We start from the raw sequence: 23056 nt of genomic DNA on the forward strand, positions 1-23056 counted from the left end.
TTAGTGGTCCTCCCCGATTGATAGAATAATGGTCATTGTTACACCTACAACAGCCAGATATACGCCCAGATCAAACAATGTGGCGGTGGCAAGCTCCGTATCGCCCAGAAGCGGAAGATCAAAGTGGCCGAACGTATGGCTAAGGAACGGAACATCCAGAACCAGCGAACCGATGCCTGTAAGCAGGGCAATCATCAAACCGATTGCCATTACCTTACGGAAATCCACCGGTACAACCTTACGGATCGTCTGCAGATCAAATGCCAGGGCGAGCAGCACGAGAGCTGCTGCCGTCATCAGACCGCCGATGAATCCCCCGCCCGGATTGTTGTGTCCGGCAAAGAACAGGAAAACTGAAAAAGTGAGGATCAAAAACACGACTACCTTCGCTACCGTTTGCAGAATAACATCATTGGTTTTCATGCGCTCCTCCCCTTTCTCCGTTTGCTGCCTTTATCAGGCTTGCTGGACGAAGTCAGCGCTGCTGCCGGATTTTTGCGTTCAAGACGAAGCTTAATCATGGCGAAGATGCCAAGTGAAGCAATCCCAAGCACCGCAATCTCCAGCAGAGTATCAAAGCCCCGGAAATCAACAAGTATAACATTAACAACGTTCTTGCCGCCCGAAAGCTCGTAGCTTCCTTCAACAAAATAATCCGAAATCGTTGTAAACAGTCTTGTATCGTTGGCTGAAAGTGCGATCAGCGTCATAATCGCACCTACTCCAGCGGCCACCAGGAAATTGCCCAGCTTGAAGCGCATATGTGACATTTCCTTCTTCAGCTTAGGCAGATGGTAGAAGCAGAGAAGGAACAAAGCCACCGATACCGTTTCGACTATCATCTGCGTCAGCGCCAAATCAGGCGCCCGGAGGATAACGAAGAACAGCGTCACAATATAACCAACCGCGCCCACCAGGATGATAGCTGTCACTCTGGACCTGGCAAACGGCACCGCCAAGGCCGCTGCAACCATTACCAGCACAAGGACAAATTCATAGATGGAAATTTCCGCAAGCTCTCCGGAATACCAGCGGACCGAATCCGTCCGGAACAATACATAACCGAGGATCAGGATCATGAAGGTGAAGATGTAGATCAAATAATCCCGGACAGATCCGGTCATATAAGAACGCGTCCCTCTATTTGCCCAGCGGTCCAGATAGAACAATCCACGGTCATAAAAGGTATTGAGCGTAAGCTTCTGCGGCAGTTTGCCGTACAGACCCGACCATCTGTCAAGCAGCAGATACAGCAGCATGCCCAGCGCAATTACCCCGATTGTCATAAAGATTTCGTCCGTCCAGCCGTGCCAGAAGTGAATCTTCACTTCAAAAATATCCCCTGGCATCAACAGCGAAGGCAGAATGGAAGCCATCGCCGGCTCGATAATGCGGTAGGACAATATATTCGGAAACAGGCCAAACACAATAACCAGCGAGATGAGCACAGCAGGCGGCAGCAGCAGTCCGAGTGGTGCTTCATGCGGCTTCACATCAAGCTTCTCCGGCTGATATTTTCCGGTAAACGTTTTGAACACAAGGATCATGCTGTATACGAATGTAAACACACTGGCCAGCCAAGCCGTTACGGGAATCAGTATGCCCCATGTTTCCACGTTAAAAATCTCCAGATGCATCACATTCAGCGCAGCAGTAAAGAACATCTCCTTGCTCAGGAAGCCGTTGAACGGCGGCAGGCCGGCCATCGAGAAGGAACCGATCAGCGCAAAGGTAAATGTAATCGGCATAAAGTTGATCAGTCCGCCGAGCCTGCGGATATCACGGGTGCCGGTCTCATGATCCACGATACCGACCACCATGAACAAGGCCCCCTTGAAGGTAGCATGATTGATCAGATGGAACACAGCCGCAAGTGTAGCCTTTGTGTACAGTGCCGACTCATCGGACAGGCCGTAGTACACTGCTGCAGACCCCATGCCGAGCAGGGACATTATCAGCCCGAGCTGGCTGATCGTAGAGAAAGCGAGTATCGCCTTCAAGTCCGTCTGTTTTACAGCTGAGAATGAACCCCAGATCAGTGTAATCAGACCGACACCCGTGACGAGCCAGAACCATTCGGCTGCTCCGGCGAATACAGGTGTCATTCTGGCTACCAGGTAAATGCCGGCTTTAACCATTGTAGCAGAGTGCAGATATGCACTGACCGGCGTCGGTGCTTCCATCGCATCCGGCAGCCAGATATGGAATGGAAACTGGGCTGACTTCGTGAAGGCACCCAGAAGCACCAGCAGCATCGCTGGCAGGAAGAGTGCATGCCCGGTTACTACATCAAGACTTCCTATAATTTCCCGGATACTGAAGGTGCCTGTCATGATATACAGCAGGACAAAGCCTGCCAGCATAGCAAATCCCCCGAAAACGGTGATCAGCATGGATTTCTGGGCCCCATAACGTGACTTGGCCCGCTCGTTCCAGAAGGCAATCAACAGGAACGAAGACAAGCTCGTCAGCTCCCAAAAGCCATAAAGCACAATCAGATTATCGGAGAGGACCACACCCAGCATCGCTCCCATGAACATCAGGAGATACACATAGAAGCTGTGGATGGCTTCCTTATCCTTGCCCAGATAATAGATGGAATACAGAACGACCAGCGCCCCGATTCCGGTGATAAGCAGTGCGAACATCAAGCCCAGCCCGTCCAGATAGGCTGTGAAATTCAAATCCATCGAAGGAATCCATTGCACTGTGGACAGCTCTTTATGCCCTCCCTGCACATCAGGAACCCGGCTTATAAAATAAGCAAACAGCAGAGCCGGAACAGGCAGAACAAACCAGCCGGTATGCACGCCTCTTATGTACTTTCTGAAGAAAGGAACGGCTATGGCGTAAATAAATGGCGCCAATATGGCAAAATGCAGTAGAGACAACCGTCATACCCCCATCTTGGTGAAAATATAATGCAGTTCAAATATCCTGCTTACAAGCTATTATGATACACATCAAGCAATAAAATCCAAAATAAACCTTACATTCATGAATAAATCACTCCCTTACTTGCTCATCCTAGTAAGAAGGAGTGAGACTATGATCATAAAAAAAGCCGCAGCATGCGGCATGGTGCTGATGCTTTTGCTTATTTGGGGCTGGCAGGAGAACCGTCAGTCCGAACAAATACGATATACCGATCTCCAGGAGACCGACAGTCCTGACAACGAAGTCCGGATTATGCATACGCTCCCTCAATATAATAGACTCTATGTACAGGAGGCAAGGCCGTTTCGACCACGTGAGTATGTCCGGATCATCCGGTTTCGGCCGGAAGAATAGACATCCTCTGATGAACCCGTCTTAGTAATACGATTCAGCTGCCATGGGGTTTCAAAAAGTATCTTAAATTTTGACCTTATAAACAGAAAAAACCGCGGAAAACGCGGCTATTTGGCAGGTCCGAGTATGTGGAGGAGCCGATTAACGGTCTCGCTGTGCTCCCTGTTCTGAAGAATAATTTCACATTCCCGTTTGGTATGCACTTGTTCCGTATACTGTTCCATATATTCCGTTATGATATCTTCAGGAACCCGGTCCTTTTGCATACGGACCAGCAAATCTTCCTTGGTTGTATAAATGAATACCCGCATGGCACGGTCTCCAAACACCTTCTTGAACGCCAACGCCCCTTCACGGTTTACCACGACGATCACCCTGCCGGTCTTCTCGAGTGCGTCGCGCAGCTCCGCCCCCTTGATACCGTAGCTGCCCCTGCCCAGCTTTACGAACTGAAAGAATTCATCCCGCTGCTGCATGGCATCGAATTGCTCGGGTCCAACAAAGCGGTAATGCCGGCCTTCTTCTTCTCCCGGCCGCTTGCTGCGCGTTGTATATGAGCGGATATACGGCAGTCCCAGCTCACTGCTCAGCTGCCCTGCCAACTGCTTGCGCCCTGCACCGCTGGATCCCGTGATCACGATGACAGCCAAAGCCGGTTTACCCTCATGCTGCGTTTCCAGGAATGTCCCGTCCGGCTGATCCCCACTTGCTCCGCTGCATTCTGCTCCTTTACCGGACACATTGTTCTCAAGCTGCTGTCTTGATCTTTTCAGCCAATTCCACATTACCATCGCCCTCCCTGTGCATGCTGTTATCTTCTATATCGGTCAGTTGACAGGATGTCGACATGCCAAGGCAGTAAAATCTTTTTGCCCTGAATATGAAAGCAAATGAAACCTGCTTCTGCCCCTCTGCGTATGGTTAAGTATGGCAATAACAAACAGGGAGGCTTACAAAACATGTCTATCTTTAAACGCTTGCGTGATTTGACGATGTCCAATGTATATGCATTGATTGAAAAGGCCGAAGATCCGGTAAAACTGACTGATCAATATATTCGTGATATGCAAAGTGACCTGGAGGACGCAGAGAAAGCTGTTGCTGCACAAATCGCTCTGGAGAAGAAATTCAAGCTTCTTTACGAAGAACAGGAAGCGCTGGTGGAACGCCGGACTGAACAGGCGCATATGGCAGCGCAGGCACAGAATATTGACCTCGCCCGCAGGGCATTGGAAGAGAAGAAGAATGCGGAGGAGAAGAGGAACGAATATAAAGCCAGCTTCGAACAGAATCAGATGCTAGCGAACAATCTGCGCGGTAAACTGGACGAAATGCGCAAACAGCTGTCCGATCTGCGCAGCAAGCGTGAATCGCTGGTTGCCCGGTATAATGCAGCCAAAGCGCAGAATGAAATTAACAAGACGATGAGCGGCTTCGGAGGAAGCTCGGCCGGCTCAGGAATGAAGCGGATGGAAGAGAAAATGCTGCAGATGGAAGCACAAGCGGAAGCAAGCAATGAGCTAACCGCCTCCAGAGGCAAGTCGTTAGATGAAGAATTCGCGGCTCTTGGCAAAGACAAGGCTGTCGAGGATGAATTGGCTGCTCTATTGAAGCAGTATGAGAACAAGGATAACAAGTAACCTGCTGCAGCAAGAGCCGCCCGTGCTGGACCGTTATACGGTTAAAGCATCGGCGGCTTATTTTCAGGGTGTAAGGTGTACAATTTTACTCGAGCAGGAAGGAAGAACCGCCATATGAGCTTATTCAAGCGAGTCAAGAATCTGATTAGCAAGCAGCCGCCCGCCCCGGCGGAGAAGAGCATTCTGACGCTCGGTCCTGGAGATGTATGCGAGGTTTCATTTGTGACCTACCAGGTCACCGGGCGAACACAAAACAGGCAGCGCAATGCCGTCATCCTTACTCTTCAGGATGGTGCGGCTATACGCTACTTGTCTATAGAGGAGCGAGAGCGAACGGTCTATGCGCTCTATGAGCCGATTGATGGCAGATTGGACTCCCTTCAGGAGGTTCCCGCCACACTTGAACTGGACGGACGTGTCTATTACCTGGAAGAGCATTATGCCGGTTTCATTACTGCTGCTGGCAAAACACCCTTCATGCAGGGGGGCGAGCAGCATGTATGGCAGTTCCAGACGGATGACCGCAAGCTGCTTCGGGTAGAATGGCAGAATGGCCGGTTCGTGCTGTACGAGGGTGAGAACATAATACCGGCTGATGTCCGTGTAATCAGAGGAGTATAAGCTCCCTACGTGAGCACTGCTTCGATGAATACGGTCGTATGCAGAGCAAGATCAATCTCAGCTACTTCAAAATCTTCACCGCTGCCCCTAACGATTCTAACCACTGGCCTAGATGGCAGTCCGCGGTGCTGACGTACGACAACACCTGTCTCTTTCGTTGAGAGGCGGACTGACATCCCATTCGGATAAACGGATATAATCCTTGTGAACTGGATAAGCACCTTGTGATCCAGTTCTTTTTCCGACATGGACATCAGCTTCTCTACAGCATCCTGCGGCTGCAAACCGCCAATGGCCGGATTTACCAGGTTGTCATACCGGTTGGCAGCGGCTACAATCTTGGCATATGAATTGATCTCATCTGCGGCGAGCCCGCGCGGCAAGCCCCTGCCGTCCGGCTGCTCATGGTGCTGAAGCGCAATGTGGGCTGTAAGCAGGCTGAATTCCTGCTTGCTCTTAAGACGTTCAAAGCCCCGCCAAGTGTGATGCTCCTGCAGCGTGCCGGTTGATTCCACCCAGGGAACTGCGCCGACTTTCCCGATATCATGCAGCAGTGCACCGGCCGCCAGCTCCTTAAGCTGAAGGGAGTTCAGGCCCATATTGGCTCCGATCAGCGTAGAGATCATGCAGACATTCATGGCATGCACATACCATTGATTCTCGGCTGTACGGATATCATTCAGCTGCAGCAGCACCCCTTCACTGCTCAGCACCGCTTCCAGTATGGCATTAATCTGGACACCGATTCTGCCAGCCTTCCATTCCTTCCCTGAACGGATCGCTTCTACCGTTTCATTCATCTCACGGATAACCGCCTGCTTCGTCTCTTCACTGACCATGTCCGAGATATCAATATCTGCATAGGCAGTATCCTGAATGTACAGCATCGTTACGCCGATGCGGTTCAGGGTGTTAATCATGAACACCGTCAATTGAACGCCTGCCGACAGCATGACCGTCCCATTTGCGGAGTATATTGTTTTGCCCAGATAATGGCCCGGTTCTACCCGCTCTATGCTGATATATCGCACTTGGATTCCTCCGATTGTTTCTTCTATATAATAACTATCGCTTGTCATGTATATCGGCATCTGGAACACCTGGCATTAGAAATAACTTCTTAACGTTTACCAGAGGGATAAATTTTCAGCCGTACAATGCAGCAGCAAGCCGCCAAAGACGGACAATAATGTCCGTTCTTGGCGGCTTGCTGTTAGATAGATGCTCGTATAAACCCACTGTTCCAGATGTCGGGTCTGCTAGCGGTCTTCAGAACTGCTCAAAAGTGAGGGCTAATATATAACATTATCAGTCAAGCCAGGTTGTTTTCTCCGCTGCCGGGGTACGCTTGGTAACCGGTGGTTCTTCTGCTGCATAACCGATGCACAGCGTGCCGATAATTTTGCGGTGAGCCGGGCAATTGAGCAGGCTACGCAGCCGTTCATCCCGCACCAGGCCAATCCCTCTTGTACGCCAGACACAGCCAAGCCCCTGCTCTGCGGCAGCCAGCCATATGTTATAAGCTGCACAGCATGCCGCATACACATTGTCCTCCGTGCTGTCTGCATCATCCTGCAGTGTGTCCGCCGTAACGATGATTAGAGCTGGTATAGTGTACAGCACTTTAAGCGATTCTTCCACCAGCTTGGGCTTCGTGGGAAATCTCTCCTGTAGAAACCTCTCCGCTGCTTCTTCATAGCGTTTTTTCGCGTCCCCCTGGATCACGTAAAAATGCCACGGCTCCCGCAGCCGGTCATTCGGGGCCCATACTGCTGTTTCCAGCAGCGCCTCAATTTTCTTCTTCTCCACCGGCCGGCCGTCGAATTGACGGACAGCCCTTCGCTGTCTAATGGCTTCACTGATCATTGCTTCGCTTCAGCTCCTTGTATCTTATCCTTGTAGTTTCGGCATGCCTCCACCATTCGTGCGGGCAGCTGAGGCGCTGAGGCAAAATGCATATGGGTGTAGCCGGCCACAAGATTCGCTGACATATGGCCGTCCAGCTTTTCCCCGCGCATACCCTTTACCTGGTAAGCAGGGTTCAGCTCTCCCTCATCCCCGGTCTGGTAGGTGGAATAATGGAATTCATGACCTCTAGCCGTCTCTTCAGGCAGCAGGAAGGGATGCTTGCCCATGCCGCGCATTTCTCTGTAGCCGAGCGCCGCCAGCTTGCGCTGCATCCTGACATAGCCCGGTATCAGACCGATCATAGGGTAACGGCCGCCGTCCGTTGTTTCGATGGCTTCGGTTAGATACATGAACCCGCCGCATTCCGCGATTGTTGGCATGCCGTCCTTGACAGCTTGACGAATCGACTGCATAACCGCTGCCTGCTCTGTCAAAACAGCAGCAAACTCCTCCGGAAAGCCACCGCCAATATATAGTCCGGCTGCATCTCCGGGGACAGGCTCCCCGGCGAGCGGAGAGAAATATACTAATTCAGCCCCGTTAGCTTCGAGCAGCTCAAGATTTTCAGGATAATAAAAATGAAATGCTGCATCACGGGCCACGGCGATTTTCACGCGCTTATCAATGGCAGCCGGCCTTTCCGCAGCACCTGCTGTCCGGGCTGCAAACAGCTCAGGAACCATGTCAATGGACTCACACTCCGCAAGCTTCAACAGCTGCTCCAAGTCAACCGTCTGCTCCACCAGCTCCGCCAGCTGCTCGAATAATCCATCCAGCTCACCGCGCTCGATGGAAGGCACCAGGCCCAGGTGGCGCTCCGGGATCTCGATACCGTCATAACGCTCCAGATAACCGAGCACGGGAATGGCGCAGGTCTGCTCTATCGCGGTCCGTACAATCCGGAAGTGATTAGCGCTGCCCACCCGGTTGCAGATTACACCTGCTATGCGCACACTGGGGGAGAACGTTTGGAAGCCCTTTACGACAGCAGCCGCGCTCCTGGCCATGCTCTGACAGTTCACGACCAGCACGACCGGGCTTGCTGTTATTTCTGCGATATGCGCCGAGCTGCCCTCGTCCGATGCCGGGTCCTTGCCGTCGAACATCCCCATAACACCTTCCACAATGCTGATATCAGCCCCTGCACTCCCGGTTGAGCAAACCTCTTTAACAATGGAAGGGCTTGTCATCCAGCTGTCCAGATTGCGGGATATACGACCCGTCACGGCAGTATGGTATGTCGGATCGATATAATCAGGCCCGCACTTGAAGCCTTGGACCACGAGACCACGCTTGCGGAGAGCGGCCATCAGGCCGATTGTGAGCGTTGTTTTCCCTGCTCCGCTGCCTGTTCCTGCTATGACCAGTCTTCTTGTCACCACACTCACGCCTTTCCTCCATCACTTAAGCCTTCTTGAGTAATTCATAAGTGCGACCGATAAGGTTACATTGCCGCTCTTCTTCTTGGTAACAACCAGCTGTTCTGCACCGCTGTATCGCTTGGCCGCGGGTTCACTGACTCCATAAGCGCCCGTAAATTTGTAGACCGTATTAGATGGCTCCTCCATGGGCATTTCGTTGAGCTCTTCAGGCGTGTAGCAGACGAACTCCCAGCCGTGCTTGGCTGCCGTCTCCAGAATTCCCGCTTCATCCTGCTTCAGATTGATGGAGCACAGTGCCCGAACGCTCATGGATGAGAATTTCTGCTCTGCCAGCGTCTCCATGATGACCTGCTCGATTTCTTCTGCGGAGGTACCACGGTTGCAGCCAATCCCAAGCACAATGGACTTCGGGCGATATAGAACTCCGTTCGCCAGGATAGCCTTTTCTTCGTCGTTAAGCAGACGGTGTGTAATAACAAGCGCGGCATCCATCTCATGCTGAAGCGCTTCACCAACAGAACCAAACACCCGCATATGCTCCGGCAGCGGGCGCTCGGCTGTCCACCAATCAGGCTCCCCGGATTCCTGCACAATCGCTACCCGCTCTTCGTTCACGACAGAAGCACTGACAGGCGTAAGCTTCTCATCCGATTCCCATCTCCAGCCAAACCGCCGGCCGAACAGATCGACGGGAATCGTCTGCTGCACATCAGAGGCAGTCGTAATCACCGGCACAGCCCCAAGAACCGCAGCCGCCTCCTTCGCCAGCTCATTCGCCCCGCCCAGATGGCCGGACAGGACGCTAATCGCAAATTGGCCTTTATCATCCACCACCACAACACCCGGATCGGTCTTCTTGTCCTTCAGCAGCGGTGCGATCATTCGGACTACCGCCCCCAAAGAGATAATGAGGATGAGACCCTTGTAAGCCGGGAATAAAGCCGGGAACAGCATTCGCACACTGCCCTCGAAGAGCTGTATGCCCTTCGACTCCTCATCTCCGCGGGCAAACTTGGACATCGTGTACAGATCGGTTCCCGGGAACTGGTCGGTAAGCTTTCTCCCAAGCTCCACACCATGCTTCGTTATTGCCACCACCGCATAATCGCCGGTTACCCGGATCGGGGCAAGCACATCCTCTTGCAGCTTGATGACTACTGACTCACCTGGTGTCCCCATTCCGTTCATGTCTTCCTGCCTCATGGCTTGACTCCTTTGCGAAAGCCGTGTGTGAAGGTACGGTCATACAGCTTGGAGCGGTACTCATCCTTGCCATGAATCTCCGGGTCAAGCGCCCAGCCGGCCAGTATCATCGCATGCGAGCGTATGCCCGCCTGCCGCATTGCCTCGTCCATACCTTCGACCGTCGTTCTCACAATCCGCTCATCCGGCCAGGAGGCGCGGTATACAACGACAACTGGCGTTTCGGGAAGCCAGCCGGCTGCCAGCAGCTCCTTCGTCACCTTCTTCGTCAGCGTAGCACTCAGGAACAAGGCAATGGTGCAGTGATGCGATGCCAGATCCTTCAGCTGCTCCCGGTCGGGGACTGGCGTCCGGCCTTCCGCCCGGGTCAAAATCAGTGTCTGCGTAAGCTCTGGAATCGTAAGCTCCGCCCCTGCCGCAGCGGCCGCCGCAAATACGGAGCTGACGCCCGGCACGATAACGGTGTCGATTCCCTCCTTCTTGAGCAGTGCCATCTGCTCCATGGTCGCCCCATAAACGGCTGGATCACCAGTATGCAGGCGGACGAGCATTTTCCCTGCCTTCACCCGCTCCACCATAAAAGCTACCATTTCTTCCAGCGCCATGCCCGAGCTCTTGACGACCTCTGCGCCCGGCTTCGCCTTAGCCGTCAGCTCTTCACTGACCAGCGAATCGGTATAGAAGACTACATCTGCCTCCTGCAGCAGTCTCAATCCCTTGACCGTAATCAAGTCCGGATCTCCCGGACCCGCTCCCACAATATAAATCTTCATCCTGTTGCCCCCTTGTCCGCTCTGCACCCACTCCTGCAGTACAGCTCAATCAGCCTTCTATTTACGAACAATCATCAGCGTTAAATATCCCGGATCGGCGTCCAGCAGCTCACCCACCCGTGTCCAGACCATTTCCTCTCCCGAAGTGACCTTGGACAATACCGCTGCCTTCTCCTTCAGCCCCAATTCGCCCAGCAGCTCAATCATCGGATTAAGCACCTTGGATACCTTGAGGAAAATAACGCAATCATGCTCCAGCAGCGCTTTCCTCATGGCGGCTGAATCATTCGTTGCCGGAACGATGGCAATCTGCTCATCGCCATCAGCCAGCGGCAAATTCAGCCGGGATGCGGCACCATTAATGGAGGAAATGCCTGGAACAGTTCGAACCTCCACCTCAGGATGACGCTCCTTCATCAGCCGCATCATATGAATAAAGGTGCTGTACAGCATCGGGTCGCCTTCCGTGACAAAAGCCACATCATGCCCCTCGCAAAGCTGCTCCCACACCTGCTCAACAGCCTTATTCCACTGGCGGTCCAGGGTCTCCTGATCCTTAGTCATTGGAAAAACAAGACCCAGCATCAGCTTCTCCGCCGGATTTATGTAAGCCTCTACAATCTCAAGCGCATAGCTCTTGCTGCCCGAGCGCTTCTTCGGGTATGCGATAACAGCGCTCTCCTTCATGACCCGGAACGCCTTGACTGTAATAAGCTCCGGGTCACCTGGTCCTACCCCAAGACCGTATAATATGCCAGGCTTAGCTTCCGTCATATGCTGTCTCCTCCTCTTGGCTGCTGCGAAATGCGGTTATAATGAAGACCGGGTTCAGCCCCTCGAGCCTTGTCATATCCAGTATCGGTTTGCTGCGGGAAATTTGGGCCAGAGTAACCATGACCTCCATGCCCTCTTCCTTAAGCGCCTTCATCGCTTCAGACATGTTCTCAAGTGTGGCGGCGTTCATGACAATCCGGCCTCCGCGCCGCAGCCGGCTGCAGCAGATATGAAGGAGTGCGCGGAGCTCGCCGCCGCTGCCGCCGATGAACACTGCATCCGGGTCCGGGAAGCCATCCAGTCCCTCCGGAGCCTTAGCGTGAACCGCGGTAAGATCCACCCGGAACTTGCGGCTGTTCGCCAGACAGTTCTCAAGGTCGTCGCGGTTCTTCTCCACCGCAAATATTGAACCTTCTCTAGCAATACGGCCCGCTTCTATCGCTACCGACCCGGTGCATGTGCCTATATCCCAAACCACGCTCTTGGAATTCAGCTGCAGCTGCGCCAGACTGAGCACACGAATTTCCCGCTTCGTAATCAGGCCCTTGTCCGGCTTTCGCTGGGCAAACCGTTCATCGGGTATGCCAAGCGGCCATACCGGTGACTCACCTTCCCGTCTAAGAATAACGATGTTCAATGGGGCAAACGAAGCGGATTGCATCTCTTCAAGCCCGTACCAGCCTGTCCGCTCATCCGCTCCGCCAAGATTTTCGGCCACATAGGCGCGATATTCAGTCATGCCGTACTCAAGCAGATAGGCGGCAAGCGCACCCGGACTGTTGACCTCGTCTGTCAGTACAGCTACTTTGCTGTGTCCGTCGATCCGCTGTGCCAAGCCTTTCATGCTGCGGCCATGAATGCTCACAATAGAAGCATCCTGCCAGCTTTCGCCCATTCTGGCGAATGCCAGCTGCAGCGAGCTTGGCTGCGGGTAAATCTCCGCTTTGATCTGCTTTGCCAGATACCCGCCAATACCGTAGAACAGCGGATCGCCCGAAGCCAGAACCACGGTATTCCGCGATTCAGCACGAAGCTTTCCCGCAAGCTCCGACAGCCCGCCTTTAATGACCAGCTTCTCACCCTTGTAATCCGGGAAAAATGCCAGCTGACGCTCACCGCCAACAAGCAGGCTGCTCTCCTTAATCCAGTTCAAATACTGGGGAAGCAGGCCTGAAGCGCCATCATCGCCAATCCCGATCACCTTAACCGGTTGTTCCATCTATACACACCCTTCCCAGCAGTTCCCCTTTTAACGTGCAGAGCACCGTCTCAATCTCCAGCCCGCCCTTCACCTGTTGAAGCGACTGTCGGCAGCAGGACTCACACAGGATATCGAAGAAGCTTGAAATCCCCAGCTCCGCCATCCTGTCGCCAACCTGAGCAGCCGTATTCGCAGTTCGCACAAACTCGACTTCCTCCTCCGGTGCGCCCGCATCCCGGGCGGCACCGGCCAAGAAACCAAAGTCGACCGGCGCGCTCTTCGAATGAACCATCATCACGCCCTGCGCAAGCTTCGAGAACTTGCCCATCATGCCCACCAGCGTCACCTTCTGCACCTCCGGCTGGCGCTTGCACATCTGCAGGGCAAAACCGATGAAATCCCCCATCTCGACGAAGGCCTCTTCCGGCAGATCAGGGTATAATGCAATACCGGTCTTCTCGCTGCGTCCGCCGGTGGATAGCACAATATGCGTGCAGCCGCCCGCAGCAGCAACCCGGATCGCTTGGGCTACGCTTGCCTTATATGCTGATGTCGAGAAGGGAACCACGATTCCCCGCGTCCCCAAAATGGAAATGCCGCCAATAATGCCCAGGCGGCCATTCAATGTTTTCTTCGCGATTTCTTCCCCGCCGGGTACGGAAATTTCGATTCGGATGCCTCGGCTTTCCAAGCCGTATTCGTCCAAAATGGCTTGCGCGGTCTCAATTATCATTCGTCTTGGCACAGGGTTAATGGCGGCAAGCCCGACATCAACCGGCAGGCCCGGCTTTGTAACCCGGCCTACTCCTTCGCCGCCGTCCAGCTCGATCCCCGGCTCCGAAAGCCAGGATACCTTCGACCGGATTAACGCTCCGTGCGTTGCATCCGGGTCATCCCCGCCATCCTTGATCGTGCCGGCTGCTGCTTCAGCTTCATCATAATGGCATTCACTCATAACGAATGAAGCTTCCTCTCCGATTGGCAGCCGAATATCAACCCGGTAATGCGGCTCCTGCAGGATAAGCGACAGAAGGGCAGCCTTCGTGGCTGCCGTCGCACAGGAGCCGGTCGTATATCCATAACGAAGCGGTTTATCCGCCGCCTGCTCCTTGCTCATCGTTTAATCCTGCTGCTGCGCCATCAGCGTAATAGCATTAAGAGCTGCCACCGTGACCGGACTGCCGCCCTTGCGGCCTACATTGGTTATGAAGGGAATATCCAGCTTAGCCAGCTCTTCCTTTGACTCCGCAGCGGATACGAAGCCTACAGGCATGCCGATCACTAGACCGGGCTTGGTCTCCCCTTCCTTCACAAGACGGATCAGCTCGAGCAGCGCAGTCGGCGCATTGCCTATGGCGAAGATGCCGCCCGGCGCTTCCTTAATCGCCTTGCGGATCGAGATAATGGCCCGGGTAGTGTTCAGCCGCTTCGCTTCCTCTATCACATCAGGATCAGATATGTATACCTTCACATCGCCGCCGAACGCCTGAATCCGCGGCTTGCTGACGCCCGCCTGGATCATCTGGACATCTGCAACGACCAGTTTGCCGCTGCGAACAGCCTCAATGCCAGACCGCACGGCATCCGGATGGAAAATCATGCTGTGGCCCAGCTGAAAGTCAGCGCAGGCATGAACAACTCGCTGCACCACCCGGTATTGCTCGCTTGTAAACGAATGCTCGCCAAACTCCTCATCAATAATCTCAAAGCTCTTGGCTTCAATTTCCTGCGGTTGAATGCTGAGCGGTTTAAACTCGGTCTTGAAATCCATTTACTTCACTCCTTATTCTTATAAAGTGGTTCGAGCTTGGAAAGCACGTCCTCGAATCCGGATACCACCGTACCATAATCGATCACCGGACGACCGATCACGATGGTTTCAAGCCCCATCTCCAGGGCAGCCTCCAGCTTGTCATCGACAGCGCCTTCCTTGCCGCTCTCCTTCGTAATCATCAGCGTGACTCCATATTGGTCAAATAACGCCTTGTTCAGCTCCTTGGAAAAAGGACCTTGCATGGCAATAATGTTCTTTTGCTCGACGCCAAGCTCTTCGCATTTCTCCATGTTATCTTTACGAGGCAGCATGCGGGCTATCAGCCTGATATCCGGACGTCCCAGCAGGCGCTCCGTGAAGATGCCCAGCGTTTTGCTGCCGGTTGTCAGCATAATGACTCCGCCGCGCTCTGCCGCAAGCTCAGCCGCTGCTGCATAGTCATCCACAACCGTCACATTGGGATGGTCATGATATGAGCGGCTGGCACGTTCATAACGGATGTAGGGCACTTTTGCTGCGGAAGCTGCCGCTATCGCATTCCTGGAGGCCTCCTCGGCAAAAGGATGACTCGCATCCACAATGACCCTTGCGCTGAGTTCACCAGTTAGCTTAGCCATGCCATCCGCATCCAATCTGCCCGTCCGGGCTGGAATCCCGGCTGCTTCCAGCGAGGCTGCCGCGCTCTCGGTAACAACGGATGCCGTCACACTCCAGCCGCTGGCCGCAATGCGAACACCCAGCTCCCTGGCGTCGCCGGTTCCCGCCAGCAGCAGCAGATTTCTTCCGCTCACGGCTTCACCACCCGGATCAGGACCTTCTCATCCCGATTATGTTCATGAACATGCTCTTCCTCATGATCATGATGATGATTGTGAACATGATGATTATGTTGGTGATGCTCATGTTCATGATCATGGCTGTGGTGATGGTGGTCATGTCCGTGCTCATGATCATGATGGTGATGATGGTCGATATGCTCCATCGCCGCAATTCTGTACTGGCAGGTCGCGCAGTTCATTTTCGCCTCGCCCCTTAAGGCCTCAATCGCCCGTTCCCTCAGAACCTCCTGGAGCATCGGGTGGAAACCGAAATAAGGCGCAAGTGTAAAAGCATTGTCCGGATACTGACTCCGCAGGTCTTCAACAAACTTCTCCATACGCTTGATCAGCACGCCGGTAAACAGAAAATAAGGCAATATATAGACATGCTTGGCACCCAGCTTGAGACAGCGTTCCACTCCTTCGTCCATGAGCGGCGCCGTGACGCCAATGAAAGCCGTCTCCACAAGTTTTACATCAAGACGCTCCCACAGCAGCCGGGACATCTTGAACAGGTCGCTGTTCGCATCGGGATCGCTGCTTCCCCGGCCGATAACCAGCACCGCCACATCCGAATGGCTTCTGCCTTCAGCTCCGCCAATTGCGGGAGCCTGCTCTCCGAGCCGGTCATAACCTCCCTCGGTCATTCTTTCCTGCAGGATTGTCAGGACCAGCTCATGAACACCGATCGGTCGACCGTATTCAAACAACACATTCGGATATTTCAATTTCATATCATCTATCGCAGCCGGAATGTGGATTTTGGCGTGCCCGGCTGTAAACAGCATAATCGGTACAATACCAACCCGGGTTGCACCCTGGCGCACACATGCTTCCATACCGCTGACTAAGCCTGGCGGCTCAAATTCCAGAAAACAGGTCTCCACAATCGGGACATCCAGCTTGCCCCGTATAGCCTCTATTATTGCGCGCACCTCATTGTTGCCCGCGCTGTCTTTACTGCCATGTCCCACGAATAGCACTGCTTCCATATAATGCCTGCCCCCTTAATCTCCGCATACCGCGTCTTCAATGACTAATACAGGCACTTCCCTGTATTCATAGCCGGCAACCTTCTTGACTCGCTTAAAAAACTTATGGAAACGCTCGTTCGGATGCCCATGCTCCGCATAAGCTGCAACAATACGCTCAACTGTTGCCACCAGCTCCGATGGCTCTATGCCTTCTGCAACCGGCTGCCCCGCGTGGGCATTGCGGCCGACAGGCTTTGCACCCAGGAAGAGATCAAATTTACCCCTTCGGTAAATAATTCCAATATCATCGTGAACAGCTCCATAGCAGGCCATGCCACAGCCGTTGAAGCCGATCTTCAATTCTTTGGGCATCCTTCGCCCATTCCAGGCCGCTGCCAGCTGCTCGGCATACGGGATGGATTCGTCCTTCTCGCCGTTGCAGAAGTCACAAGCCTTTACGAGCGCCACATCGCCAAGCGGCATTAACAGCAGGCCCGCCTCACGCAGCTTGCCAGTCACCGCTTCAGGATCAGATGTCGGCACGCGCAAAATCAGCTGATGCTGAGTCGTATATTCAACTTCCCCGCGCTCCCCTGCAGCCTCGGCAATTAGCATGAGCTGTTCAGGTGAGAGCTTCTTAGAGGCAACACCGGGACTAACGGCAAACTCGAGCACTTCCTCCTGGCGGAATAGAGGGTCTGGCGCTGCCGATGCGGCCGGCACTGCCGGTCTTCCCGTCCGCCGGGATACTAGCTGCAGTGCCTCGGATGCAAGTTCGTAGGCTGTGCCGCCTGCCTGCTGTTCCCGGCCTGAAGCTGAATCCAGCTGCCCCCTGTCCTTGTTGTCGGCAGAATCAGAAGTTCCTGCTGTCTCTGCTGTCTCTGTGTCCTCGCCATTGCCGCCCTGCGCTCTTGCTTCCTCAGCCGCATTGAGCGACCAAGGCTCAGCCTCAGTCCGCAGCCGCTCATGAGGCCGCAGCGGCTGCACGTCGGAATCCAGCGTGTATTTACGCTGATAGCCGCGCGGCGTAATCATTAGACCGTCATACAGGAACGTTGTTGAATTGCCGATAATCACCGTTGTCAGCATGCCAATCTCAAAATCAAGCATATGGGCGAGCGTGGTCACCACGACATGCTCCCTGTCACGATAGGCGCTCTTCACGATGCCTACAGGGGTATCCGGGCTGCGGTGCTTGAGCAGAATGGACTGCGCTTCAACGATCTGTCTCGTCCGCCTGCCGCTGCGGGGGTTATACAGGGCAATAACAAAATCCGCCTCAGCCGCTGCCTGAATCCTCTTCTCAATCACTGCCCAAGGTGTCAAGTGATCGCTAAGGCTGATGGTACACGCATCATGCATGACCGGGGCGCCAAGCAGTGAAGCCGTTGATTGAATAGCCGAAATGCCGGGAATTACCTCAACCTCGACGCCAGACTTGGCGTCCCAGCCCTTCTGGACAAGCACTTCATATACAAGGCCTGCCATCCCGTATACCCCAGCGTCGCCACTTGAGATCACAGCGACCTTCTTGCCCTGCTCTGCCTGCCTTACCGCTTCTTGTGCGCGGCTGACCTCCTCCGTCATCCCAGTACGGACCAGCTGCTGATCGGTAAGCAGACCACTGATAAGATCCACGTAAGTGTTGTAGCCGATAACGACATCACTTTCGGCTATTGCATCCCTTGCCCGTTTCGTAATATGTTCAAAGCTGCCCGGCCCGAAGCCGACAATTAACAATTTCCCTCTCATTACGCGTCCCTCCTATATGCTCCCACTCCAGCCGTCTTCGGCTAAAAAGGGCACAAAAAAGCACCCCGCCCGGAAGGCGGGATGCTGGACCGGTCAACACGACATTGCTTCCTGTACCCCTGACACAAGCATCTGCAGCATATGAGCTGCACCCGGCAGGGAGCCGTTTGTTGAGCGGCACTCGCATCGCACACCATCCCGTTCCTCGCAGAATTGATGCAGCTCGATAACAGGCAGGTCTCCTGACTTCAGACTGCCGACGGCGCCTTCCCGGTTTCCCAGTGGCTTCATGCCGTGGCTTTAGGGCTGATGCCCTTGTCCTTCACAGTGGCGGGACCGTGTCGGATTTGAACCGACTTCCCTATTAATCCGAGTGTCCCTTGATGGAATCACTCTGGAACCTGTATCTTAGTGAATGCCTTGCTATTTAATTAAGCCTGCTGCCAGGCTGATCTATCAGCTCTGATTACTCTTGAACTCTATGAAAATATTAGAGCATCACGGCAGATTAAGCAACAAAAGATTCCAGGCCTACTACTGCCCGACAAGAAATTTGAGCCTGTCAGAAGGATATTTGTCAAGCGGAGCGAATTCATAATACCGCAGTTATTACCAGCTTCAGCAGACCATACGATCAGGTGCCTTCGTCTCAACCAGAGGCCAAGGGTAACAGGGAATCGGGTGCAAATCCCGAGCGGTCCCGCCACTGTAAACGGGTAGCTTGCCTCCAGATATGTCACTCAGCTTCAGGCTGGGGAAGACGGAGTTAAGCGCCGATCCGTAAGCCAGGAGACCTACCTGATCGGAAGTACCAGCTTCCTTCGCGGAGAGGAGAGGTATGCGAGCCGCAACCGGCGCCTGTTTCGTTCATGGCGGGCCGGCTGCTTTCACGCGTACCAAGCCAATCCGGGCGGATTGGCTTTTTTATTTGGAACCGTGCTTGGAATAAATTACGAAAGGAGGACGAAGATGAAGTCACGCAAGTCTTACTCATTTGTGCTGCTTGCAGCGGGATTAGCCTTTTATTTATGGTCGGGCTCGCCCCAAACTGCATATGCCATGCATATCATGGAGGGTTTCCTGCCTCCGGTATGGGCCCTGTTCTGGTGGGCCGTCTTTATTCCCTTCTTCCTGCTCGGCACAAGAGCACTGGTCCGAATCACCAGGAATACACCCGAGCTCAAGCTAATGCTTGGCCTGGCCGGAGCCTTCACCTTTGTACTGTCAGCCTTGAAGCTCCCATCCGTAACAGGCAGCAGCTCGCATCCGACCGGGACAGGACTAGGCGCCGTTATGTTTGGGCCTCTGCCGATGAGCGTGCTGGGCTCCGTGGTTCTGCTGTTCCAGGCTGTTCTGCTGGCGCATGGCGGCATCACGACACTCGGAGCCAATGCATTTTCTATGGCGGTTGCCGGGCCTGCCGCCGGCTATGCCTTGTACAAGCTGCTGTCAGCCGCTACAGGCAGGCAGGGACTGGCGGTTTTTACAGCTGCAGCAGCCGCTAACCTGACTACCTATGTGGTAACCTCCGTCCAGCTCGCACTTGCTTTCCCGGCGGAGAGTGGCGGATTTCTGGCTTCCCTTGCGAAGTTTGGCAGCATCTTTGCTGTTACACAGGTACCCCTTGCTATTACCGAGGGACTGCTTACCCTGCTCGTCTGGAACTGGCTAAAGGCCAATAGTGCAGAAGAGCTTACGCTGCTGAACCGTTTGAGAGGAGGCAAACAGGCATGAAGAACTTAAAATTCAGCACCAAGGCCTTGCTAATACTGGCTGCGGTCCTGTTAATCTGCATAGTTCCGCTGCTAGCCGTTGATGCCGAGTTTGGCGGTGCAGACGGAGAAGCGGAAGAGATGATTACTGCAATCGAACCGGCGTATGAACCATGGTTTACCCCGCTTATGGAGCCACCTGCCGAAACGGAGAGCATGCTCTTTGCGCTGCAGGCCGCCATTGGCGCCGGATTCATTGGTTATGCAGCCGGCCGTCTGAGGGGAAGAGCCAAATCGCGCAGCCATGATCAGACAAATTGACGCAGTCTCCCATCATAACCGGCTTCGACCACTCCCCCCCGCCCTGCTCTGCGGCTTCGGGGCGCTGCTTGGCTTGGGTGCCTATCTGTCTCATCCTGCTGTCAGGCTGCTCATCCTGATCTGGGCGGCAGTCTGGACTATCGGCTATGCCGGTGTGCCCGCCAGACTTTATATGCTTATGACGGGCGCAGCCTGTCTATTCTTTGCAGCCGGATTACCTGCCATTATCGTGGAAATCGGGTCAGCTGCAGCAGAGGAGAAGGCGGAGCACTTCCGCCTTTTTCACATTTATGGCAGGTCCATCTATCTGACTTCCTCCGGTATTCAGACCGCCTGGGAAGCTTTCACACGCATGTTGGCCTGCCTTGCCAGCAGCTACATGGTCATCCTTACCGTGCCGGTTCCCGAGCTGCTGGCTGCTCTTAAAAAACTGCGTGTTCCTTCCGTCGTGCTGGATTTGATCATGATTATGTACCGGTTCATCTTCATTCTGTGGCTGGAGGCAGCAGATATGAAGACGGCACAGCAAGCACGAGGCGGACACAACGGCTTGAAGGGCAGGCTGAATGATACCGCTATGCTGGCGGTGCACTTGTTCACCTCATCCATGCGCAGGTACCATATGCTGCACCAAGGGCTCACCGCGCGCGGCTATGACGGGCATATCCCGCTGCCCTCTCTTCGTATGGGAGCTATCCCGGGACGGTACAAGCTGGAGATCATAGGAGGAGTGGCAGTGCTGCTGCTGCTTGAAATCACAATTCGTTTGGAGGTCTGGCCATGACTGCCTTACTCGAAGCCCGCCAACTGCATTATACATACCCTGCATCCTCCGGCAGTGCGCTCCGCGGGTTGTCATTCCGTGTTCCCGCGGGCAAGCGGACCGTGCTGTACGGCCATAACGGCTCAGGCAAATCAACCTTCCTGCTGCATGCGGTCGGCATTCACCGTCCCGTTGAAGGACAGCTGCTGTGGAAGAACAGTCCATTATCCTACCGCTCCCGGGATCTGAAGGAGCTCCGGCGGGAGATCGGTCTTGTATTTCAAGATCCAGAGCAGCAGCTGATTCTTGCTACACCCAGACAAGACATGGCTTACGGCCTCAGGAACCTTGGTATTAGCGAAGCGGAGCTCAACAGGCGAACCGCTCGTATGTTAACTGCCATGAACCTCGATCCCATAGCAGACACTCCTATACACCACTTAAGCCTGGGGCAAAAAAAACAGGTCGCACTTGCCGGCATCCTTGTCATGGAGCCGGAGCTCCTGCTGCTGGATGAGCCGACCGCTTATCTCGATCAGGCTTCTGAACAGCGTCTGCTGGATGAGCTGGAACGGGTACATAAGGAGGGGATGACCGTCGTTATGGCAACGCATGATACCGATCTGGCATACAGGTGGGCTGACTGGGTCATCGTCATGCAGGAGGGCCAGTGTATCGCAGAAGGCACTCCAGCGGAGATATTCGGGGATTACGCTCTGATGCAGCGTATGCAGACGCCCGTGCCGCTGCTGCTGGATCTCTGGAATACACTTCCGGAGGAGTTAAGAGGAGATACTCCACCGCGCTGCCGGAAGGAAATGAAAAGGCTGCTTGCTGCGTATGCCCGATCCTAGACCGGAAAGACGCAGCAGGCAGCCATTTTTACAACACAAAGCTAATCATCCTAGCCTTTAACGCTGCTCCTGAAGCTGTTTCCACACCGTCTTGTTGCTGTATTTCTTCTCGGCGCTGATATCCGGTCCAAACCAATCGGGAGCGGTGAACGCCAGCGCCTCCTCTTCAGTAGCAAATTCCACCTCCACAACTGTAAGCTCCAGCTGATCGTAGATGTCGATTTCCACGAGCCGCCCCTTCCAGTCGGCAGTGATCCGGTTTTTGGTCAGCGCCACAGCGTCAACAGCACTGGCAACCTGCTCATAGATTCCCGCTGAAATGCTGTATTCGATTTCTTCGCGAACGAGCCCGCTGCCATTCTTGAAGGTATGCGTATGGGTAACCTCTCCAGTTCCCAGATCCTTGATCCTGCGAATCCGCAGCTCCTGCCCGGCATCGATAGCAAGATAGGTCTGTTCGATCCGCTGCTCCGACACGATTCTGAGATCCTGCTCCTCCACAATCTCCTGCAGCGGCTTAGTCAGCAAATATTTCTTCTCAATTTCTAGCGCCATTCGTTCGTCTCCTCTGCAAACTTAAGTCATTATGTAATTTTATTATTATAGTCGCCAATGGCGCGAAACTCCAATTAAGGAACACTCAGAATGTTCGCAATAAAATCAAGAAAGCGGCCGCCCAGACAGGCAGCCGCTTTCTGTCGTGTCCTGCAGGCAGGGCACGACATTATATTACCCGATTACTTAGACGCCGAAACCTGTACGTGAGATGATAACAAGCAAAATGAACAGAACCAGAATCGCGCCAGTCGACGTCCACATCCCTGCACCTACACCTGTTCCTACTCCTGCTGCTCCGTATGCCATTTGACCATTCCTCCTTTGTGGTGTTATACGATAAGTTATGCTGCCGGGATGCCCGGCGCGTGGACGCATGACTATTTTGACGGATCGCTCTATGATTAGTTATCGCTTCAGCAAATCCTCCCGCAGCGGCGTAAAGCAGTCCAGAAGAGCAGAAGGCTCGAGCGCGACTACTCCGTGAACCGCACCGCCCGGTATGACAATGGTCTCTCCTGCGCGGATTATTGATTTCTCCCCATCGACCGAAAACTCCAGGCTTCCCCTCAGGCAGTAGCTGAGCTGCTCATGGGGATGAGCATGCAAATATCCCTCGGCCCCTTCCTCAAAATGAACCTCCATCATCATCAAGCTTGTTCCGGGGGGATAAATCCTCCGTTTCACACCTGGCTCCGCCGCTTCCCATTGTGCTGACTCGCTCATGAAATTCATCTCCT

At 54.0% G+C, this 23056-nt stretch carries 25 protein-coding genes and 2 riboswitches; of the genes, 7 read left to right on the plus strand and 18 right to left on the minus strand.

The features are described from left to right. Positions 1-423, minus strand: coding sequence for a Na(+)/H(+) antiporter subunit B (locus L1N82_RS23665; RefSeq protein WP_235287998.1), 423 nt, complete (start codon positions 421-423; stop codon positions 1-3). Beyond that, the gene (locus L1N82_RS13700; protein ID WP_235287999.1) at positions 420-2891 is read right to left on the minus strand and encodes a Na+/H+ antiporter subunit A; all 2472 of its coding nucleotides are present in this window, start codon (positions 2889-2891) and stop codon (positions 420-422) included. Before L1N82_RS13700 ends, L1N82_RS23665 begins: the two co-directional genes overlap by 4 nt. 157 nt (positions 2892-3048) lie before the next feature. On the opposite strand from L1N82_RS13700, the gene L1N82_RS13705 reads away from it, so the two are divergent. Further along, on the plus strand, positions 3049-3291 hold the full coding sequence (locus tag L1N82_RS13705) for a hypothetical protein (RefSeq protein ID WP_235288000.1): 243 nt from the start codon (positions 3049-3051) through the stop codon (positions 3289-3291). A 107-nt stretch (positions 3292-3398) separates the two neighbouring features. Here the strand turns inward: L1N82_RS13705 and L1N82_RS13710 are convergent, their stop codons facing one another. Further along, positions 3399-4076, minus strand: coding sequence for a nucleoside/nucleotide kinase family protein (locus L1N82_RS13710; RefSeq protein ID WP_235288001.1), 678 nt, complete (start codon positions 4074-4076; stop codon positions 3399-3401). A 174-nt stretch (positions 4077-4250) separates the two neighbouring features. Here L1N82_RS13710 and L1N82_RS13715 point away from each other — a divergent pair, with 174 nt between their 5' ends. Together L1N82_RS13715 and L1N82_RS13720 are read left to right on the plus strand one after the other, a co-directional pair. After that, on the plus strand, positions 4251-4931 hold the full coding sequence (locus L1N82_RS13715; RefSeq protein ID WP_235288002.1) for a PspA/IM30 family protein: 681 nt from the start codon (positions 4251-4253) through the stop codon (positions 4929-4931). A 114-nt stretch (positions 4932-5045) separates the two neighbouring features. Further along, positions 5046-5552, plus strand: a complete 507-nt coding sequence (locus tag L1N82_RS13720) for a DUF4178 domain-containing protein (protein ID WP_235288003.1) — start codon at positions 5046-5048, stop codon at positions 5550-5552. Positions 5553-5557: 5 nt separating this feature from the next. Here the strand turns inward: L1N82_RS13720 and L1N82_RS13725 are convergent, their stop codons facing one another. The 12 genes from L1N82_RS13725 to cobJ form a co-directional block, all read right to left on the minus strand. Continuing rightward, positions 5558-6583 (minus strand): HD-GYP domain-containing protein, encoded by a 1026-nt coding sequence (locus L1N82_RS13725; protein WP_235288004.1) that lies wholly within the window; start codon positions 6581-6583, stop codon positions 5558-5560. Between the two features lie 277 nt (positions 6584-6860). Then, entirely contained in the window at positions 6861-7418 is a 558-nt protein-coding gene (locus L1N82_RS13730) for a nitroreductase family protein (RefSeq protein ID WP_235288005.1), read from the minus strand. After that, the gene (locus tag L1N82_RS13735) at positions 7415-8842 is read right to left on the minus strand and encodes a cobyrinate a,c-diamide synthase (RefSeq protein WP_235288224.1); all 1428 of its coding nucleotides are present in this window, start codon (positions 8840-8842) and stop codon (positions 7415-7417) included. Before L1N82_RS13735 ends, L1N82_RS13730 begins: the two co-directional genes overlap by 4 nt. 18 nt (positions 8843-8860) lie before the next feature. Next, positions 8861-10021 (minus strand): cobalt-precorrin 5A hydrolase, encoded by a 1161-nt coding sequence (locus L1N82_RS13740; protein WP_407946759.1) that lies wholly within the window; start codon positions 10019-10021, stop codon positions 8861-8863. Positions 10022-10041: 20 nt separating this feature from the next. After that, positions 10042-10818: a precorrin-4 C(11)-methyltransferase gene (cobM, locus tag L1N82_RS13745; protein ID WP_235288007.1), complete on the minus strand. Its 777-nt coding sequence runs from the start codon at positions 10816-10818 to the stop codon at positions 10042-10044. A gap of 57 nt (positions 10819-10875) precedes the next feature. Next, positions 10876-11592, minus strand: a complete 717-nt coding sequence (gene cobI / locus L1N82_RS13750; RefSeq protein ID WP_235288008.1) for a precorrin-2 C(20)-methyltransferase — start codon at positions 11590-11592, stop codon at positions 10876-10878. Then, the gene (gene cbiE / locus L1N82_RS13755; protein WP_235288009.1) at positions 11579-12811 is read right to left on the minus strand and encodes a precorrin-6y C5,15-methyltransferase (decarboxylating) subunit CbiE; all 1233 of its coding nucleotides are present in this window, start codon (positions 12809-12811) and stop codon (positions 11579-11581) included. Before cbiE ends, cobI begins: the two co-directional genes overlap by 14 nt. Further along, positions 12795-13910, minus strand: coding sequence for a cobalt-precorrin-5B (C(1))-methyltransferase (locus L1N82_RS13760; protein ID WP_235288010.1), 1116 nt, complete (start codon positions 13908-13910; stop codon positions 12795-12797). The genes cbiE and L1N82_RS13760 overlap by 17 nt, the downstream gene beginning before the upstream one ends. Positions 13911-13913: 3 nt before the next feature. Continuing rightward, a complete protein-coding gene (locus tag L1N82_RS13765) occupies positions 13914-14564 on the minus strand; it encodes a precorrin-8X methylmutase (RefSeq protein WP_235288011.1) in 651 nt (216 codons plus the stop codon). Between the two features lie 5 nt (positions 14565-14569). Then, positions 14570-15358 carry a precorrin-6A reductase gene (gene cobK / locus L1N82_RS13770; protein WP_235288012.1) on the minus strand — a complete coding sequence of 263 codons (789 nt, stop codon included), beginning with the start codon at positions 15356-15358 and terminating at the stop codon, positions 14570-14572. Beyond that, positions 15355-16377, minus strand: coding sequence for a sirohydrochlorin chelatase (locus tag L1N82_RS13775; RefSeq protein WP_235288013.1), 1023 nt, complete (start codon positions 16375-16377; stop codon positions 15355-15357). The genes cobK and L1N82_RS13775 overlap by 4 nt, the downstream gene beginning before the upstream one ends. Before the next feature lie 15 nt (positions 16378-16392). Beyond that, positions 16393-18111 carry a precorrin-3B C(17)-methyltransferase gene (gene cobJ, locus L1N82_RS13780; RefSeq protein ID WP_235288014.1) on the minus strand — a complete coding sequence of 573 codons (1719 nt, stop codon included), beginning with the start codon at positions 18109-18111 and terminating at the stop codon, positions 16393-16395. Positions 18112-18326: 215 nt separating this feature from the next. Continuing rightward, positions 18327-18531: riboswitch (cobalamin riboswitch) on the minus strand. A 199-nt stretch (positions 18532-18730) separates the two neighbouring features. Then, positions 18731-18927, plus strand: a riboswitch (cobalamin riboswitch). Positions 18928-19080: 153 nt separating this feature from the next. On the opposite strand from cobJ, the gene L1N82_RS13785 reads away from it, so the two are divergent. Genes L1N82_RS13785 through L1N82_RS13800 form a run of 4 tightly spaced genes read left to right on the plus strand, consistent with a single transcriptional unit; the run spans position 19081 to position 21761 of the window. Then, on the plus strand, positions 19081-19845 hold the full coding sequence (locus tag L1N82_RS13785; protein ID WP_235288015.1) for an energy-coupling factor ABC transporter permease: 765 nt from the start codon (positions 19081-19083) through the stop codon (positions 19843-19845). Beyond that, entirely contained in the window at positions 19842-20144 is a 303-nt protein-coding gene (locus L1N82_RS13790; protein ID WP_235288016.1) for an energy-coupling factor ABC transporter substrate-binding protein, read from the plus strand. The genes L1N82_RS13785 and L1N82_RS13790 overlap by 4 nt, the downstream gene beginning before the upstream one ends. Further along, positions 20128-20928, plus strand: a complete 801-nt coding sequence (gene cbiQ / locus L1N82_RS13795) for a cobalt ECF transporter T component CbiQ (RefSeq protein ID WP_235288017.1) — start codon at positions 20128-20130, stop codon at positions 20926-20928. The genes L1N82_RS13790 and cbiQ overlap by 17 nt, the downstream gene beginning before the upstream one ends. Next, complete coding sequence (locus tag L1N82_RS13800; protein ID WP_235288018.1) at positions 20925-21761, plus strand: energy-coupling factor ABC transporter ATP-binding protein; 837 nt, start codon at positions 20925-20927, stop codon at positions 21759-21761. The genes cbiQ and L1N82_RS13800 overlap by 4 nt, the downstream gene beginning before the upstream one ends. Positions 21762-21818: 57 nt before the next feature. Here L1N82_RS13800 and L1N82_RS13805 read toward each other — a convergent pair whose 3' ends face one another. The 3 genes from L1N82_RS13805 to L1N82_RS13815 all read right to left on the minus strand — a co-directional run bounded on the left by L1N82_RS13805 (position 21819) and on the right by L1N82_RS13815 (position 23042). Next, positions 21819-22316, minus strand: a complete 498-nt coding sequence (locus tag L1N82_RS13805) for a CYTH domain-containing protein (protein WP_235288019.1) — start codon at positions 22314-22316, stop codon at positions 21819-21821. A gap of 186 nt (positions 22317-22502) precedes the next feature. Continuing rightward, the gene (locus tag L1N82_RS13810; protein WP_235288020.1) at positions 22503-22625 is read right to left on the minus strand and encodes a sporulation protein YjcZ; all 123 of its coding nucleotides are present in this window, start codon (positions 22623-22625) and stop codon (positions 22503-22505) included. A gap of 99 nt (positions 22626-22724) precedes the next feature. Then, positions 22725-23042 (minus strand): cupin domain-containing protein, encoded by a 318-nt coding sequence (locus L1N82_RS13815; RefSeq protein ID WP_235288021.1) that lies wholly within the window; start codon positions 23040-23042, stop codon positions 22725-22727. Positions 23043-23056 lie beyond the last annotated feature (14 nt).

The sequence above is a fragment of the Paenibacillus tarimensis genome (genome assembly GCF_021532315.1).
In the GTDB taxonomy this organism is placed as follows: domain Bacteria; phylum Bacillota; class Bacilli; order Paenibacillales; family Paenibacillaceae; genus Paenibacillus_I; species Paenibacillus_I tarimensis.